This is a genomic window from Proteus penneri (assembly GCF_022369495.1).
Taxonomy (GTDB): domain Bacteria; phylum Pseudomonadota; class Gammaproteobacteria; order Enterobacterales; family Enterobacteriaceae; genus Proteus; species Proteus penneri.
In genome coordinates this window covers 2358163-2376260 of record NZ_CP059690.1, presented here as the reverse complement: position 1 = coordinate 2376260, position 18098 = coordinate 2358163, and the positions used below count along the sequence as shown (strand labels likewise).

At 34.9% G+C, this 18098-nt stretch carries 14 protein-coding genes; 6 read left to right on the top strand and 8 right to left on the bottom strand.

Annotation, left to right across the window (positions count from 1 at the left end; all coding sequences use genetic code 11):
* Window positions 1-11: 11 nt before the first annotated feature.
* The 6 genes from H1225_RS10765 to H1225_RS10740 all read right to left on the bottom strand — a co-directional run bounded on the left by H1225_RS10765 (window position 12) and on the right by H1225_RS10740 (window position 7660).
* Entirely contained in the window at window positions 12-2177 is a 2166-nt protein-coding gene (locus H1225_RS10765; RefSeq protein ID WP_239739112.1) for an autotransporter family protein, read from the bottom strand.
* A gap of 36 nt (window positions 2178-2213) precedes the next feature.
* The gene (locus tag H1225_RS10760; protein ID WP_006533824.1) at window positions 2214-3098 is read right to left on the bottom strand and encodes an OmpG porin family protein; all 885 of its coding nucleotides are present in this window, start codon (window positions 3096-3098) and stop codon (window positions 2214-2216) included.
* A gap of 151 nt (window positions 3099-3249) precedes the next feature.
* Entirely contained in the window at window positions 3250-4809 is a 1560-nt protein-coding gene (locus H1225_RS10755) for a sulfatase-like hydrolase/transferase (protein ID WP_072063414.1), read from the bottom strand.
* Window positions 4810-5134: 325 nt separating this feature from the next.
* Window positions 5135-5626: an N-acetyltransferase gene (locus H1225_RS10750; RefSeq protein ID WP_072063413.1), complete on the bottom strand. Its 492-nt coding sequence runs from the start codon at window positions 5624-5626 to the stop codon at window positions 5135-5137.
* Window positions 5627-5854: 228 nt separating this feature from the next.
* Window positions 5855-6604 (bottom strand): YadA-like family protein, encoded by a 750-nt coding sequence (locus H1225_RS10745; protein WP_109847809.1) that lies wholly within the window; start codon window positions 6602-6604, stop codon window positions 5855-5857.
* Between the two features lie 228 nt (window positions 6605-6832).
* Window positions 6833-7660, bottom strand: coding sequence for a MurR/RpiR family transcriptional regulator (locus H1225_RS10740; RefSeq protein ID WP_072063411.1), 828 nt, complete (start codon window positions 7658-7660; stop codon window positions 6833-6835).
* A 1008-nt stretch (window positions 7661-8668) separates the two neighbouring features.
* Here H1225_RS10740 and H1225_RS10735 point away from each other — a divergent pair.
* The 5 genes from H1225_RS10735 to tehB all read left to right on the top strand — a co-directional run bounded on the left by H1225_RS10735 (window position 8669) and on the right by tehB (window position 13281).
* Window positions 8669-9223, top strand: coding sequence for a cytochrome b (locus H1225_RS10735; RefSeq protein WP_072063409.1), 555 nt, complete (start codon window positions 8669-8671; stop codon window positions 9221-9223).
* Window positions 9224-9256: 33 nt separating this feature from the next.
* Complete coding sequence (locus H1225_RS10730) at window positions 9257-9835, top strand: YceI family protein (RefSeq protein WP_072063408.1); 579 nt, start codon at window positions 9257-9259, stop codon at window positions 9833-9835.
* A gap of 235 nt (window positions 9836-10070) precedes the next feature.
* The gene (locus H1225_RS10725; protein WP_202608842.1) at window positions 10071-11153 is read left to right on the top strand and encodes a linear amide C-N hydrolase; all 1083 of its coding nucleotides are present in this window, start codon (window positions 10071-10073) and stop codon (window positions 11151-11153) included.
* A 79-nt stretch (window positions 11154-11232) separates the two neighbouring features.
* On the top strand, window positions 11233-12348 hold the full coding sequence (locus tag H1225_RS10720) for an NAD-binding protein (RefSeq protein WP_229096600.1): 1116 nt from the start codon (window positions 11233-11235) through the stop codon (window positions 12346-12348).
* 78 nt (window positions 12349-12426) lie between these two features.
* Window positions 12427-13281, top strand: a complete 855-nt coding sequence (tehB, locus tag H1225_RS10715; RefSeq protein ID WP_109847806.1) for an SAM-dependent methyltransferase TehB — start codon at window positions 12427-12429, stop codon at window positions 13279-13281.
* Window positions 13282-13349: 68 nt separating this feature from the next.
* Here the strand turns inward: tehB and clcA are convergent, their stop codons facing one another.
* A complete protein-coding gene (gene clcA, locus H1225_RS10710) occupies window positions 13350-14771 on the bottom strand; it encodes a H(+)/Cl(-) exchange transporter ClcA (RefSeq protein ID WP_109847805.1) in 1422 nt (473 codons plus the stop codon).
* A 195-nt stretch (window positions 14772-14966) separates the two neighbouring features.
* On the opposite strand from clcA, the gene H1225_RS10705 reads away from it, so the two are divergent.
* A complete protein-coding gene (locus H1225_RS10705) occupies window positions 14967-16367 on the top strand; it encodes an alanine/glycine:cation symporter family protein (protein WP_072063403.1) in 1401 nt (466 codons plus the stop codon).
* A 188-nt stretch (window positions 16368-16555) separates the two neighbouring features.
* On the opposite strand, the gene H1225_RS10700 is transcribed toward H1225_RS10705, so the two are convergent.
* Window positions 16556-18037: an aldehyde dehydrogenase family protein gene (locus tag H1225_RS10700; RefSeq protein ID WP_109847803.1), complete on the bottom strand. Its 1482-nt coding sequence runs from the start codon at window positions 18035-18037 to the stop codon at window positions 16556-16558.
* Window positions 18038-18098: the final 61 nt, after the last annotated feature.

Below are 18098 nucleotides of genomic sequence, written 5' to 3'. Positions count from 1 at the left end.
TATTTTTCTCCTTAGAAACGCTGGCTAACAGTGAAACCAATGCGTCCTTCATTAAATTTGTCATAACGCTGATAGCCCATTGTTGTACCTAAATTCAACGACTGGGTAATATCGAGATTGGCACCTAATTCAGCACTCATGATGTCACCACCAACACGATTGCCTTTAATATCAAAGGTACTTCCTCCAGTATTAAAATAGGTGAGGCTATGACGTTGATCGATATGATTATCACCTGCTATATCTTTGATATAACGCAGATTAAGAGAAGGGGTTAATTTGCCATAAGAGGTTTGATAGGTATTCCAAAATGCTACTGAACCACCGAGTTGATTGACAGCATAGCGTTGGCCATAAGTACGCATTGATAACGCCGAACCTGTTTCTTCCCAAGAATCAATATTGAGCCATTGATACTGGTAAGTCAGCATCGGTTTAATATGGATAAAATCAAAATCAAAATAGGTTCCAGCATTAATCTGATAACCCAATTGCACACCAGAATAATCACCTTTTGCTTTGGTATTTCCTTCCCATCCAGTATTGCCACCGATATCTCGCTCACTATCGACAGTGTAATAACCAATATTTAAATTACCGTTTAGGAATAATGTGTCACTATACCAACCGGTGTAAGGCATAAATTCAAAATGGCTAATTTCTTTGCTTGCGTTACGTTGTTTTGCGTCAGCCTTTGCATAGTTATAAGCAAAAGAAACACCGATAAGAGCATCTTGATTAATTTCATAATCAGCGCCGATTTGAATACCAGTACGATAAGTGTTGTAACCGTTTATGCCACCTTGATTACTTTGTGTGCCGTAACCGTACAACATATTAGCCCAACTATTCCAGCCAGCTTCTTTTTCTTCAATAGGTAATTGGTTATCATAGCGTAAATAACGATGTGCAATATTATTGCGCATATCTTCAACCATGATTAATCCCGCTTGAATATCACTACCATCAGCGATAGGAGCTAAATCATTCGATAATGCAGCAATATTATTATCGTCATTTCCAGCCGCGACTAATAAACTCAAAGCCTCATCTGAAATTTGGCTACGTGTATTATTAAACTCATTTAAAACCGTTGGAATAACAAAATTAGCTGCTGCTAATCCATTTTCATTGACACCGCCTCGTTCAGCCGCACTAATAAAATTATTGCCACCTTCATAGCTAATTCCATAACGTGCAACTAATTGATTACCACTAACACCACCACTAATATTAGGCGGTGTAGTTTCTAACCATGAATCTGTTTTTTCTAATAAAGGAGATACATCGGGTGCAATGGCATTGGCGTCAGTAACCGTAATTCCAGCTTCATCTTTAATCGCTGAATTGGAAGAAATCAAAACAATATCTTTATTTATAATGTTATCGACACTGGTACCTTTAAAATCCAATTTGGCTTGGCTGCCTTTTTTAAAAGTGACATCACCGTCAACATGAAGAATAGTTTCATTAGTATTGGTATTATCATCAATACGGAAAATTAACTGGCTATTTTCCTTATTCATGAAATTACCTTCCCAGTTAATCGTTTTGTCTTTTCCTTGGATAGTCAAGTTGCCGTGGTTTTCAATTAACGGAACACCGGTAATTTTATATCCATCAAATAGCGCATTTTGAGAACCACCTTGATAAGCAAAATTTATTTTAGTATCAGCATGCCCATTTCCTAAAATATCACCGTGGATCTCACCATTTACATCACTTCTAAAACCTGTTTTCAGTGTACTAAAATCAATAGCTGCAGTTTTTCCTCGAATAATGGCACCGTCTCTTACATAAACGCCAGTACCTCGTTTAGGAAAATCACCTTCAACCAATATGGCTGTACCATTTTCACTGGTCACATTAGCACCATTTAAGTTGATGTTACTGCTAAAAGAAGCTCCTTGATTTATCTTGATGGCACTTGCGCCATCACCAGTAACAGTAATGTTTTTTGTAATTGCTTGAGCTTTATATTCTGTTGATGAGCCATTAAAGACAACGCCATCACCTTGAGAAACAGTGACATCTTTATTTATTTGAGCTGTATTACCGTCATTAACATTAACCGTTTCACAGATATTTAAAGTGGGATCACATTCTGCCGCCCATGCTGAACCATAAATAGCTGATAAAATAGCAGTGCTCAAAAATAACAATTTTTTATTTTTCACAATATAACTCCATGAACAATTATATGATTTTAATTATTAGAATGTTGCTCGGAATGAAACTTTGAAATAATCCTGAGTTGATTTACTACTATCATTTTTGTTTTCAACTCGTTCATTATAATATTCCGTCATGATCCGCCATTGAGGTGATATTTGATAAGCCATTTGTAGGGTATAACGTGTCATATCTTTTTCGATATAAACGCCTTTATTTGTTCTATCTTCTATTTTTCCAAAAATAGATTTACGCATTGATGGGGAAACAATTAATCCTATTGGTGTTGTCCAGTTCACATACATACGTAATTGTTGATTATGGTTTGTTTCTTTTGTGTCGTATTCTTCATGTCGTATTGCTTGCTTACCGCCATCAAAATAAGCAACAGTAGTATTAATATTAGGGGTGACAAAATAACGTAGACCAGGTTCAATTTCCCAGCCTAAGTAATCCGTATTTGTGACGCCATTACTACGTTTGTCTTCTTTCTTTTGTAAGCCAAATAAAACGCTACCAGTTAAAACCCAATCTTTATTAATTGGAAATTGGTAATTAGTTTTTGATTCATAAAAATCAATAGTTAATCGGCTACCATTATCATAATTCGTGAGATCTTGACGTATTTTTAAACCCGGTTGGATCCAACCATTATTTAATTTAAAACGATAACTACCCTGTAAATCATAACGCTGATAACGGTTCTTATTGTCATGCTCACGTTGACGAAAACCAACATCGAAATACCAGTTAGACTTATCTGGATTAATATTAAAATCTACACGATAACCAGAATAGTTATTTGGTGTGTCGTAATCGGCCGTTTCCCAAGAAAACATGGCGTTGACATTAGCTGCCTGAGAATGAAAAGAAGTTAAACCTAAGCCAAGAAGAGGTAAAAAAAGAGCAATACGAAGTTTGTTCATGGTATATATCCAATTCTTTATTCGCTTTTATTTGTGTCAATTTTTAGGTGTAGGACATCTTTCCTTTTATTTAATTTTATTAAAAGGATTTTTTATATCAGCGAATTGGGTTTATATATAGCGCCATAAAATTATGGCGCAGATATTTTTATTATTTTTCTTTACATGTAGATATTGTTTTATTTAATTTATTGGTTGTTGCCGTAATGAATTCAGTGGCACGCCAAGAATCTCCTGTTTTTTCCAACCAAGGGGTTAGTTCTTCTTTAATTAATTTTTCAATTAAAGGCATATTCTCTTTGGCAATATTTTTCATTTGATATGGATCGTTCACATTGTCATATAAAGTATATTTTAATGGTTGTCCATCTTGTCTATCTATAACCAAAGTATGAGTTTTTGTTCTTACTCCTCGTTTACCGAATGAAGGTTCGCCATAAGGAATAAAAAGATAAAGCTGAGAGTTTGCTGTGTCGCCTTTGCCAGTAACTACTCTATCTGCAAGATCAGTACCTTCTACTGAATCAGGGATCCATTCAGATAAACCAAGTAGCCCTAAGATAGTTGGATAAATATCTGGTGCTGACATTAATGCATCATCAGTGCCTGGTTTAATTTTACCCGGTAAACGGAACATCATCGGAACACGCATGGATTCTTCATAAGGATTATTTTTGGTGGCTTGCCCATTTGCCCCCAAGCAACTACCATGATCAGAGAAGAAAACAACAAGAGTATTATCTGCAAGGCCTTGTTTTTCTAATTCATCGACGATACGACCAAATTGCTCATCAACACCGTTGACCATAGCCATATATTCTTTGAAATATTGAGGTCCATAGCCTTCTTGATATTCAGTATCCCACTGTACATTAGGGCGTGTATTTAGCTCTTTTGACGTTTTACCTTGATATGCATCAAGGTATTTTTTCGGTACTTGATCATAAGGTGAATGAGGAGGGTTCATTGAAACCACTAATGCAAATGGTTTTGAATTATCTCTAAATTGATTGTTTTCATTTTTGAGGAACTTGATTGCCATATCCGCTTCATGTTCAGGTCCCCATTGATCAATGTAAATTGGTTTATCACGAGGGGTATCGTTTGCCCAATACATTGGTTTCAAATGTAAATCATAAGTGCCGTAAGAATACCAGAAATCAAAACCATGGCGTCTATCCGGTGCAGCCCATTCATTCCAATAACGACCTTCCATTGGATTGTTGTAACTTTCAATAAATGGTTCGTAAGGTGCATCAAGGTGCCATTTACCAATATAGCCAGTGCTGTAATCGAGAGATTTTAAAACATCCGACCAACATTTTGCATAAGGCGATAAATCGATACCCACTTTGCCACCATAGTCATGTGCATTTCCTGTAATACCATTACGAACAGGGTATTGACCAGTCATAAACATGCCACGAAATGGAGAACAAAGAGGGTAGTTTGAAGCCATCTGCGTCATTACTTTGGATTGTTTCGCAAATTTATTCAAATTAGGTGTGATTGAAGGATCTTCCCCCATAAACTGTAATGCATGAGCACGCATTTCATCTGGGAAAACAATTAATAGGTTAGGGGCATTCTCTGGGCGCGAGCGCGGGTTAGAAGTTGAACTCTCTGAATTAGCAATAACAGGGGTAGAAACAGTCATTGCTGCACCGCTGGCTGCGAGTCCTTTGATAAAAGTTCTGCGGGAAACAGTCATTGCTTCCTCCTATTTTACGTTTACTTTCGAATTGGTGTATTTATCTTATTTATACTTTTGCATAATATCAAAAAGTAAGTTAACGAAAGATCAAGAATTGAAAGGGAGATCACAGAATGATGTCAAATTGTAAGCAAATTGACAGCTAAAATAGGAGTTGTAATATTGTTAAGAATAGATTAACTTTTCATTGTTTTGTATATCATGTTGATTTATATGCTTATTATTTATTTTGTGATGATGATAACAAAAATACTTAAAAGCCTTCATTTTCAGCCTGAAAATTGTATATCAGAAAGTGTAAGTATTTTTCTTTCGTTTGTTTTCATTGTCCTTTGATGATCCACCAAGATGTGCTTTTAAATTCAAAGTTTTTAACGACCTTCATGCCTAATTTTTGATGTGCTTTTAGTGACCGAATATTTTCACTATTAACAAATGCGATAGGGTTTCCGCCATGTAAAGAACAGATTTGTTGGTAGAGATTTTTTAATAGTGATTTTCCTCGGTGCGATTTATCAATACAAACAGGGCCATAAAACCAATTGTTTTGTGTTATTTCTGGAAATTGTTGATTAATAGCTTGAGCAATTGGAGGGATCGAAAAAGAGGTGACAGGAAAGCTAAAAACAACAGCAACAATATTTTTTTGGTAGAGTGCAACAATGGCGTTAGTGCTACTTTGATACATCGTCTCAACTTTATTTAGAGGGTATTCACCATATAATCCACCTTGTTGAGATTCTGAATTTGCCTGTAATAGTCGTGCTACTGCACTTATATCTTTAGCAGTCATTTTTTGAAATATATAATTCATTTTTTATTCCTTTTGGCTCTAGCTTATAATCCTAGTATATAAAAAATGATATATATTACAAAAATATATTAAAAATACTAAAGTTAAACTTATCAATTCTTCTTTAGGTGATTTATTTATTACTAATTAAAATTCTTTTTATAAATAAGCAGTAATGTTACTTAAATTATTACTGCTTTAATTATAAGGTTATTTTTTTATAATCGGATTATAGAGAATCAAAATTGTTTACCAGCCATAAGCTAATCCACCTCCAATAATAATTTCTTTTTCGCTATTAATGGAAGAGTTTAATCGAAATGCAATATCGTTATTGGGTTTATATTGTACACCTCCAGCAAATGCTGTACCTGTTCGATAATTACTAATACCAATTCCGCCACTTAGGGTATGATGAGCAAGATAAGGAATGCTAGTCATTGCAACTGATGATGCAATACCCGCAAATACTTTTTTTTCTAACGCGATAATTTCTTTGTCTAAATTTGCAACTGAATCAGTAATTTCGGCCTGTCTTTTCCTGTAATAATGATCAAAATCATTAACATGGGTTTTGATATTACCGATATCTGTACTAACAGTTCTCTTTAGCTGATTGATAGTATTATTTGTTGCTATTCTATTTTTATCTACCATTTTTTTAGTCTGAATAAGATTAACGGCATCTGTATTATTTTTACCGTCACTAATATTAACTAATCGAGAAGTGTGTTGATTTTCAATGTTTCCAAATGATACTGTATTTTCTTCTGTTGCTAATGAATTAGTACCAATAGCAACTGAGTGTGCACTTTTAGCTTGGCTATTTGTTCCTATTGCAATTGAACCGTTACCAGATGCATTACTTTGATCACCAAATGAAACACTAGGAATATTAACAGTTATTGGTGATTCTTTATTTTCTTTTATTGAATGTGTGTTTGAATAGGAGAAGTTTGGAAATAAAAAAACAATTAAAAATAATTTTTTAAATAACATTTAATTTAATCCTTTAATGATCTTAGGTGGTATAAATTAATGCTAAATGATTAATTTTTTCATCACAAACAAAAAAATCTGTATTCATTCTTAAAAATAGTTCTAAATAAAATACTAAGCTATTTAATATGTGTTTAATAGTTGTTGTTCATTAATAGTACTTAATAAATATTTATTTTATAAAAAAACTGTATCTTAATTAAGATACAGTTTAGGATAAAAAAGTTATTAATGTTTTTTTCTAAAGGCAAAAGCGACAGAGATTGCTTGTAGTAAACACATGGTTGACGTTTGAGAACGAAAGGTTTTTATTTGAGCTTCTTTAACAGTTAAACAAACATCGCTTAAACTCGCTAATGGGCTAATTGGACTATCAGTAACAATAATCTGTTTTGCTTCTTTGTAAGTTGCCATTTCACACATTTTTTGCATTTCATCTGAATACGGGTGGAAGTGAATACCAAAGAGTACATCACGATGCGTAATGTTTCTTAATTGCTCTTTGTACATTCCACCTAGACTGTTGACAAAAACAGTCTCACAAGAGATATGCGAGAGAGCATGAAAAAAATAACTTGCAGCACTGAATGAGTGATGAAAGCCACAAATATAAATTGTGTCAGCGTGTTCGAGCAATTGTAATGTTTTATTTAACATTTCTCTGTGAGTCTGATTTGCCAATTGTTGCAATGAATGGCTATTTGCTTGCGCAAATTCTTGCAAAATATAGGCAGGCTCATTCAGATTAGGAGGCTCCTCTTTATATTTTTGTTTATAAGTTAAATTTTCATTTTCATTTACCATTTCATTCATCAAGTGATTTTGAAATAACTGTTTCATTTCATTAAAGCCATTGAAATGAAATGCGTTGGCAAAACGAATTAATGTCGATGGAGGAACATTTGCTTTATCTGCAAGGATTGCAATTGTATCAAATGCCACACTGTTTTTATTATCAAGTAGATAATGTGCAACCTGCTGTAGCCTTTTACTTAATCCATTATAGCGGGAGCGAACTTGTTCCTGTAGTTCATTCAGATTTGTTGCAGTAGACATAGTGCCCTCAATAAAAATACTATTGTAATTGTAGTGTTTTTTGCATGGTATTTGAATGTTTTTAGCTAATAATATTTAAAATGAAATATAGAGTTAATTCCAAATAAATGAATAACCTAAAGGTAATTATTTGATGTTTAAAACTCTATTTTATTTATTGTTTACTGATTTCATAATAACTTTATGAAATTAATGTTCTTTATTTGGAGTTAAATGAAATTATTATTTCATTTAACTAAGGTGATATTAATAATGATATTGCTTTCATTGTGGCGTTTTGTTTTATTTCACCTTATTTGTTTTATCTTGTTGTAAGTTTGGCTTAAATTGTTATTTTTATTTATCAGTGTTTTCTTTATTTGAAATATGAAGTGTTTTAATATCTTTGTGCGCGATGATTGATATTTATAATATAACGCTTGTTTTATTTATTAATGATAGTAATTTATCTCTATCTTAATTGAAATTTATTTTTATTGGTTGAAATTCTCATATGCAAAACGATCACCCGTGGATTAATTTATTAATGCACTATTGTCATGATCATTACTCAGAAATGATGCCAGTTATATTTTTTATTTGTATTGTTGGTATTATTTTTGGCGTTATACGTGAAATGCGCTGGTTATCCGTTTTTTTTACGGTTCCTCTAATTATTATTGTATTTTTCTTAATAAGTTCTAATTTAGGATAAATGAAGGGAACAATTGTTTTTATAGTTAGGCAAATGTTGTATTAATCTTATTTCGTTTCTTATTTTTACCTCTATATTTATTCTTTTTATTATGTATATAAACACCCACCAATATACCTATCTTATTTTGAAAAAATTCAACTATGGCACTGATTAGATAATCAGCAGAGTGACTAATAAGAGCTCATTACTTATTGATTATTATTGATAATGATAAGCAAATTATTTGTTGAACTATGGGCTAACAATTTACTCTAGATATACTAGACTATGTAACATTATCTTAATGAATTGGAAACTATTGGGTTTTTATTATGCAATGGCGAAATAATGCGTCTCGCTATGGGCACTTGTCACTCCTTTTACATTGGGGGATGGCGCTTACTGTCTATGGTATGTTTGCTTTAGGGCTTTGGATGGTGACATTAGGGTATTATGATAGTTGGTATCATTCTGCACCTGAAATACATAAAAGCATTGGTATTCTTTTATTTATTGTTTTGATAGTGCGAGTGATATGGCGTTGGATTTCTCCACCTCCAAAAGCTTTATCAAGTTACAGTAAACTGACACGTATTAGTGCTCATATTGTACATATGCTTTTATATTTAATCTTATTTTCTATTCTGATTAGCGGTTATTTAATTTCGACTGCTGATGGACAAGCTATATCTGTATTTGATTGGTTTTCTGTACCTGCCATTTTTACTGGAGAAGCAAAACAAGCAGATTTAGCTGGTGATATTCATCTTTATTTAGCCTGGGCTGTGGTTTTATTATCGCTATTACATGCTGCTGGTGCTTTAAAACATCATTTTATTGATAAAGATGTCACGTTAAAACGCATGCTAGGAATGCGGACTAAATAATTAAACTTATAAAACGAGATTATGGAGATAATAATGTTTAAGAAAGCTTTATTAGGTTTAACTGCAGGTGCGTTGTTATTTAATGCAAGTACTGCTTTAGCAGCAGATTATGCTATTGATAAACAAGGTCAACACGCATTTGTACAGTTTCGTATCCAACATTTAGGCTATAGCTGGTTATATGGCACTTTTAAAGATTTCGATGGTACATTTAGCTATGATAAAGAAGATCCATCAAAAGACAAAGTTGATGTCGTAATTAAAACAGGAAGTTTAGATACTAATCACGCAGAACGCGATAAGCACTTACGTAGTGCTGATTTCTTTAATACAAGTAAATATCCTGAAGCTCGATTCGTTTCAACACAAGTGACTCGTGATGGCGAAAACTATATCGTTACAGGAGATTTAACATTAAATGGTGTAACGAAACCTGTTTCATTAAATGCAAAATTAATTGGTGAAGGTACTGATCCTTGGAAAGGTTACCGTGCTGGTTTTGAAGCAACGGGTAAAGTGAATCTGAAAGAGTTTAATTTTAAATCAGACTTAGGGCCAAAATCACAAGAAGCAGAGTTAATTATCTCTATTGAAGGTGTAAAAAAAGCGTAATTAAATACTTTTTGTAAGGTAATAAACCCTTTTATTATCTAGATGATTTATAAACCGATACTTTAACGTATCGGTTTTTTTATGCACAATCATGATGAATGATCTTATACTTAAGTAATAATTTTTATTTTTTAATAGGACTAATATTTATTTTAAGGTTTTATCGATTTTTAGTCAGTGTAAAGATAGGTCACGATAAAGAAACCATCTATTTATTTAACGGGAAAGAGTCATAATGAAAAAATTACGTCATACTTTTTTGGGTACTCTATTTATATCTGGTCTTTTCACAGTAGGTATTACTGATGCTGATGCATGTACTCGGCTTGTTTATTTAGGAGACAATAATCAAATTATTACGGCTCGCTCAATGGACTGGAAATATGACATAGGAACAAATTTATGGATATTTCCACAGGGGATGCAACGTTCGGGAGAAGCTGGTGATAATTCGATAAAATGGACATCTAAATATGGAAGCGTAATTGCATCTGGTTATGATATTTCTACAACAGATGGCATGAATGAAAAAGGTTTAGTAGCTAATTTATTGTGGTTGGCTGAGTCTGATTATCCAGCATACACCAAAGAAAAACCAGCTATTTCAATTTCTGCATGGGCACAGTATGTGTTAGATAATTTTGCTTCGGTCGAAGAAGCCGTGAATGCATTAGACAGTGAGCCTTTTATTGTATTGACGGATAAAGTTCCTGGGCAAGATAGAATGGCTACACTACATCTTTCTCTTTCAGATGCAACGGGAGATAGCGCCATTATTGAATATATAAATGGAAGGCAAGTGATTCATCACAGTAAAGAGTATCAAGTGATGACGAACTCTCCTATTTTTTCAGAACAGCTAGCGTTGAATAGTTATTGGCAACAAATTGGTGGAACCGTGATGTTACCAGGGACTAATCGTGCTTCAGATCGTTTTGCCCGAGCTTCTTTTTATGTGAATGCCATTCCTAAAGCTCAATCGAGTAAAAAATCGCTCGCTAGCGTATTTGGTGTGATCAGAAATGTATCTGTACCTTATGGATTAAGTACAGTTGAATCACCAGAAATATCATCTACACGCTGGAGAACAGTGGCTGATCATAAAAACCAATTATATTTTTTCGAATCCGCATTATCGCCGAATATCTTTTGGGTTAATTTAAAAGAAATTGATTTTTCAAAAGAGAGTGGGAAAGTAATGACATTACCATTAGGTGAAGAGCAATCGATAATCTATTCAGCTGATGCTACAAGTCATTTTAAACCTGCAGAGCCTTTTAAATTTCAAGGATTAGATAATATACCTTTAAATAACTAGCTGAGTATTCACAATATCTAATATGAAATTATCCGCAATATTAAATATGATAGAGACATCTAAAGTGACAAGAAAAATGATGTCTTTATTACTTATCTTAAATGGTATTTTCATCATTTATTCCATTTTGCTGTCTCGTGGTGTTTATCTGGATTGGGAGATTCATGGTTTTTCAGCATGGCTAAAATCCTTAGGTGTATTAAAACTGCTCGATATACCTAAGGTAATGTTAGGTTGCGCATTAATTTTGCTTTCAATATTTATGTATCTTGGTGCCAGAATTGCGTGGTGTGTCTCTTTGATTTTATTAGCCACCATTGTTTTTCTCGATGTCGCTGTTTATCAGCAAATGGACTTTCAATCCTGTTTTTCTTTTATTTTAGCGATTGGGTTGTTAATAAGCTGGCGTGCATTTCCACATCATAGTTTAACTAGTGCAGGCTTTGTGGCCTTTATCTGCACTCTTTCTTTGCTGTTATTCTCAATGCTGGGAAGTCTTTATATTGGCGATGAATTTAAACCACATATTACAACATTAATGGATGCATTCTATTTTTCTATCGTCTGTATGACGACACTAGGATTTGGCGATATTGTGCCAATTAGCACAAATGCACGTATTTTTACTCTCACTGTTGTTATCTTGGGAATAACTGTTTTTACTACTTCCATTGTGTATGTCATGGGATTTCTTGCGCGCGGCACTCGCGATATTGTTAAGAAAAGGATCGCTAAAATGCATAATCATTTTATTATTATTGGTTCATCAGCATTGGCTTCTCAGTTAGAAAAAGGGCTAAGAGAACAAGGGAAACCCGTTATTGCGATTTGTGTTGATAAAAATAGAGCCTCCTATGATGCTCAAGCCAATATTATTGAAGGTGATCCTACTAATCTTAAAACATTGCTATCTGCCAATATCGCGAAAGCAAGTTGGGTTGTGACTTTATCTGAAAGTGATGCAGAAAATACCTTTATTTTGTTGACTATCCAAGAATGTTCTAATGTTGATGCCAAATTGATCACTATTATTAATCAAGATGAAAATAGAGATAAAATCAGTCGGTTACGCCCAGATATGTTATTTTCTTTAGCATCATTAGGTAAAGAAATTATGATGAAAGTTTTGTGTGGTGAATCTATTTCTTCCTCAGATGTGACTAATTTGCTGTTAAACAAATATTTAAAATCATAATCTTGATAAAACCTTCTTTACGAAAGATCGTGATTACAATAAGATGTATTTAAAATGCATCTTAAGTGAGGTTGAATGATGGAACTTGTAAATTATAAAACAATGCCAGAGTGGACTCGCACATCCATTCCTTTAGCGTTGTTAGAACGCCACAATACAAAGGAAGGTACTTATGCTCAAATGCGAGTCCTGCAAGGTAATATGACATTTATTGTATTTAATGATGATGGTTCACAAATTTCGGTGGATTGTGATATAGAAAACCAACCACCTCTAATTCAGCCTCAACAGTGGCATAAAATTGATAAAGCGAGTGATGATGTACGTTGCCAGCTCTCTTTTTTATGTGCTCCAGAAGATAAGTTATTTAAAGAAAACGACTTATCATTACCCCATTCTGAAGTACGCTATATGGCAACGTTTACCCAGCCTTGTAAGGTGTTAGATTTAGGTGCTGGTCGTGGTCGAAACAGCTTTTATTTAGCGTCTCAAGGTTATGATGTAACAGCGTTAGATATTAATGCTTCACATATTGATGCTATTGAAACAGTTAAAACCAAAACAGGATTAGCGGTAAAAAGTGGCTTATATGATATTAATGAAGCTTCACTTACAGAGAAATACGATATTATTCTTTCAACCGTTGTATTGATGTTCTGCCAACGGGAGCGTATTGAAAGTATTATTAAAAATATGCAGGAATGTACCAACTCTAACGGTATCAATGTAATTGTTTGTCCTGTTGAATCGTCAAATAGTGATCCTGCAGAAATTCCTTTTAAGACCTTTTTACGTCAAGGCGAGTTAGCGGATTATTATAAAGACTGGGAAATCATCAAATATAATGAAAACCCAGGTCATTTACATAAAACAGATGCCAATGGTAATCGTATCGCCTTAAATTTTGCTACTTTAATCGCACGCAAAAAATAGTTAATAACTATTATCTCTTTTAAATACCCCAAATAATTGGGGTGTTTTTTTATCTGTTTAAGTGAATTTTATTGTTGCGGTGATTTATTGCTTTTAATATCTAGGGTTTGGTCTTTTTGCTCTTTTGCCTCAGATTTTTGCAATATCCGCTCTAATAAAACCGTATAGATAGGGCGACCACCTAATAGTTGCGCCAACATAGTTGCACCTAAACAGGTAATGATCATAGGCAGGATCAGCTGATAATTATCCGTCATTTCTAATACGAGAACGATCCCTGTTAGAGGTGCTCTTACCGTTGCTGCGAATAACGCGCCCATCCCTGCAATAGCAAACGTACCAATTTGAATTTGATAATCAGGGAAAAGCAAGGTTGCAGTTAATCCGAATGCGCTACCAAATAGAGTACCAAGTGCTAGAGTAGGTGCGAATATACCGCCAGGAGCACCAGAGGCAAAACTGATAATAGATGTGATAGTTCGTAAAATAAAGAAAAGTAACAGTGCAATAAGAGAATATTGTCCGGTACTGAGTGCTGGGATAATGCTAAATCCACCGCCAGTAATTTCAGGAATAATTAGTGCCAATAGACCACAAAGCCCACCAATAATACCGCCGGTTAAAACAAAACGTGAGGTTTTATCTTGATAAAAATGTTGGAATTGTGTTTGGACATAGAAAAGTAATTTACTGAATATAACGCCAATAATGCCAAATAACATCCCCAAAACTAAATATAACCAGAGTGTATTTAGTGGTGCAGATGAAAATTTACCGATATGAATAACACCGCCTTCACCATTAAATAGGCGAAAAACAATGCAAGACATAATAACGCCAATAAAGACCGCTTTAATTGAAATAAGACTGTATTTAAATTGAGGTCGCATCTCCTCAATAATAAATAAAATACCAGCCAGAGGCGCATTAAAAGCAGCGGTTAATCCCGCGGCGGCTCCTGTAGCTAATAAAGTATGGCGTGACTCTTTATCATTTACCCGAGAAATATCGTTTACGAGCTGACCGATATTGGCGCCTAATTGAACTGTTGGGCCTTCTCGACCTAATACCATTCCTGAACCTAATGTTCCAATACTAGCAATAAATTTTACTGGTAATACTCGCCACCAACGAACTGGGCGAATATCTATCATTGCCCCTTCAATTTCAGGGATACCAGATCCCCCTGATTCCGGTGAGAATTTCTTGACTAAATAGTAACCTAGCATTGCTAAAATAGAGGAGAAGAGCAATGTACTCATTGCAAGAACATAAGGATTGGTGAAGGTTTTGACGAGCTCTTCTTGTCTAAAATTTATAACCCAACTCACGCTTTTTTCAAATAAAACACCTACTAATCCTGCAAGCGAACCGACTATAGCAGACAGTAGCAGGACTTTCAGTGGTGCAAGGTTGGTCTCTTGTGCTTTTCTGAATAAATTAAAACGTCGTTCATTTTGGCTATTTTGGATAGATTTACGGTTATGCATAACTTTGATTTATGTATTGTAACAATGAACGTAATGATAGCGTAATTTTGTATTGAAGTGATATTTCTCACATAACGTAATCAATTTTAGATTTAGTCGTTTTTTTTTCTAGCATATTTTCACTTTTTCATCTTTAGTGTAATTGATAACAAAAAAGACATATTTAGATAACATTTGGACGAGAAAGGGTAAATTATGGATTTCATCACAAACATATTAAGCGCTATAAATGGCGTGGTATGGGGAGTTCCGATGCTTGTCGGTATTCTCGGTATCGGTCTTTTTATGCAGTTTCGACTTGGTTTTTTACCTATTAGGAAATTAGGTACAGGGTTTAAACTTTTATTTGAGAAAAATGATAAAAGAGGCGAAGGGCAAATATCGCCATTTAATGCATTGATGACTGCATTATCTGCCACTATCGGAACTGGTAATATTGCCGGTGTTGCAACGGCGGTTGTCTTAGGTGGTCCCGGGGCATTGTTTTGGATGTGGATGACAGCATTAGTGGGAATGGCAACCAAATATTCAGAAGCTGTGCTTGCTGTACGTTTCCGTGAAGTTGATAAATATGGGAACTATGTCGGTGGGCCAATGTATTATATCAAAAATGGATTAGGTAAAAATTGGGTTTGGTTAGGTACTGTTTTTGCTGTTTTTGGTAGTTTTGCGGGGTTTGGTATTGGTAATACAGTACAAGCCAACTCTGTGGCTGATGTATTGGAAAGTAACTTTGGTATTTCGACCACAATCACCGCTATTGTTTTGGTTGTTTTAGTTGGTGCCGTATTAATTGGGGGCATTAAGCGTATTGCTGATGTTGCTGGTAAATTAGTTCCTATTATGACTGTTGGTTATTTTGGTGCAGGTATTGTTGTTTTAGCACTGAATGCAACTGCGATCCCAGATGCTATTGTCCTTATTGTTAAATCTGCATTTACGCCCGTTGCTGCTCAAGGTGGGTTTGCTGGTGCCGCTGTTTGGGCTGCGATCCGTTTTGGTGTAGCGCGTGGTGTTTTCTCAAATGAAGCGGGATTGGGTAGTGCGCCTATTGCTCATGCAACGGCAAAAACACAAAATCCTGTTCGCCAAGGTTTGATTGCGATGTTAGGGACTTTTATTGATACCATCATTGTCTGCTCTGTAACAGGATTAACTATTATTATCACAGGACAATGGCTAACAGGGCAAAGTGGAGCAACATTAACCGCTGCATCATTCTCTACCGCTATTCCGGGTGGTAACTATATTGTGGCAATTGCATTAGCCATTTTTGCATTTACCACGATTTTAGGTTGGAGCTTTTACGGTGAGAAATGTGTGCAATATCTTTTTGGACCTAAAGCGATTACACCATTTAGGGTTGCATGGTTAATTGCGTTACCAGTTGGTGCAACGCAATCATTAGAGTTTGTCTGGTTGTTAGCCGATACACTTAATGCAATGATGGCTATTCCTAACTTAATCGCATTAGCTTTATTAAGCCCAGTTGTTTATCGTTTAACAAGAGATCATATAAAAGATGTTAACGCTGATAATATTGGGTTAGATAAAGAAACTCATCCAGTGAACAAAAAAGAAGCCGAAGCAGAGTAACTCGTTCTTACTTATTGGCTAAAAAACACAACACAAAAACCGTATGCACTTAAAATTTGGCATACGGTTTTTTTATGGTGGTAACTTAAAGTGTGAGAAATTACAGATAATAAAAAGCCTTCTGGGGAGAAGGCGAAGAGATGAGTATAGATATTATATTTATAAGAATTTAGAAAAGAGAGATAACCTTATTCTTTCAGACTGATGAAGATATTTTTCACTTGGCTATAAGCATCTAACATCATTTTATGCGTTTCACGTCCTAAACCTGATTTTTTGTAACCCCCAAATGGTGCATGAGCTGGGAGTTCGTGATAAGTGTTAACCCACATACGACCAGTTCTTACTGCTTTTGCAACACGTAAAGCTCGGTTAATATCTTGAGTCCAAACACCACCACCGAGACCATATTCAGAGTCATTCGCCATTTCGATCACTTCATCTTCATTATCGAATGGAATAACACACAATACAGGTCCAAAAATTTCTTCTCGGGCTACACGCATTTGGTTTGTTGCGTTGATGATGATAGTAGGACGAACAAAGAATCCGTCATCATAGCCTTCACCCGTAATACGCTCACCACCTGTTAAAACAGTTGCACCTTCTTTTTTCGCGAGTTCAACGTAGGCTAAGATGGTATCCATTTGATCTTGACTAACTTGTGTACCCATTTGTGTATTAGGATCAAGGGGATCACCGACACGAATACTCTCAAATTCAGTTTTTAATGCTTTCAAGAATTCATCATGAATATCTTTATGTAAGAACAGACGCGAACCTGATTCACAAGCTTGTCCTTGGTTCATCAATATAGCTAATGCTGAATATTTGACTGCTTTTTTCATATTTGCATCAGGGAACACAATATTGGCTGATTTACCGCCTAATTCTAATGTTGCTGGAACCATTTTTTTCGCTGCTGCTTCTGCTACGGTATAACCCACATTGGTAGAACCTGTAAACGCCAGTTTATCAATATCTTGATGCTCTAAAATAGCTTGTCCTACAACAGATCCACGTCCCGTAACAATATTAATTACACCAGCTGGTAATATTTCATTTAAAATACGACCTAGCTCTAATAATGAAAGGGAAGTCAGTGTTGCTGGGTTTATTACGACAGTATCACCCGCGGCAATTGCTGGCGCTAATTTCCATGCAGCCATTAATAATGGGAAGTTCCATGGAATAATTTGTCCAACTACACCAATGGGTTCACGAATAACAAGGCTAATGGTATTTTCGTCTAGGACGGCACTTTCATCGGTATGAGAGCGTATCACGCCTGCAAAATATCGAAAATGGTCAATAGAGGCAGGTAAATCTATGTTTTTCGACTCATTGAGTGGCTTACCATTATCTAATGATTCAATCCAAGCAAAGCGTTCTTGCTCTTGCTCTAAGCGATCTGCAATTTTTAATAAGAGGGCTTGACGCTCTGCTGGAGATGTTTTACTCCATGTTTTGAATGCATTACGTGCGGCAGTGACTGCGCGATCTACGTCTTCGGCACTTCCTGATTGGTATTCACTTAGTAATTCACCGGTTGCAGGGCTATAGGTTTTAGTTGTTTTTTGCGATGTGCTAGTTACCCATTCTCCTCCAATTAGCATTTTGTAGCTTTCTAGAGGACGAAATTCTGATGGAACATTATTTAATTTAATCATTTTTAATCTCCAATGTAGGGGTGAGCATCATTTAAACTTATAGTTTCATTTCGTAATACTC

Coding starts and splice junctions, on each gene's coding strand:
- H1225_RS10760 (WP_006533824.1), bottom strand. CDS start 3,098: ATGAACAAACTTCGTATTGCTCTTTTTTTACCTCTTCTTGGCTTAGGT.
- H1225_RS10700 (WP_109847803.1), bottom strand. CDS start 18,037: ATGATTAAATTAAATAATGTTCCATCAGAATTTCGTCCTCTAGAAAGC.
- H1225_RS10745 (WP_109847809.1), bottom strand. CDS start 6,604: ATGTTATTTAAAAAATTATTTTTAATTGTTTTTTTATTTCCAAACTTC.
- H1225_RS10730 (WP_072063408.1), top strand. CDS start 9,257: ATGTTTAAGAAAGCTTTATTAGGTTTAACTGCAGGTGCGTTGTTATTT.
- H1225_RS10735 (WP_072063409.1), top strand. CDS start 8,669: ATGCAATGGCGAAATAATGCGTCTCGCTATGGGCACTTGTCACTCCTT.
- H1225_RS10720 (WP_229096600.1), top strand. CDS start 11,233: ATGTCTTTATTACTTATCTTAAATGGTATTTTCATCATTTATTCCATT.
- H1225_RS10755 (WP_072063414.1), bottom strand. CDS start 4,809: ATGACTGTTTCCCGCAGAACTTTTATCAAAGGACTCGCAGCCAGCGGT.
- H1225_RS10750 (WP_072063413.1), bottom strand. CDS start 5,626: ATGAATTATATATTTCAAAAAATGACTGCTAAAGATATAAGTGCAGTA.
- tehB (WP_109847806.1), top strand. CDS start 12,427: ATGGAACTTGTAAATTATAAAACAATGCCAGAGTGGACTCGCACATCC.
- H1225_RS10705 (WP_072063403.1), top strand. CDS start 14,967: ATGGATTTCATCACAAACATATTAAGCGCTATAAATGGCGTGGTATGG.
- H1225_RS10725 (WP_202608842.1), top strand. CDS start 10,071: ATGAAAAAATTACGTCATACTTTTTTGGGTACTCTATTTATATCTGGT.
- H1225_RS10740 (WP_072063411.1), bottom strand. CDS start 7,660: ATGTCTACTGCAACAAATCTGAATGAACTACAGGAACAAGTTCGCTCC.
- clcA (WP_109847805.1), bottom strand. CDS start 14,771: ATGCATAACCGTAAATCTATCCAAAATAGCCAAAATGAACGACGTTTT.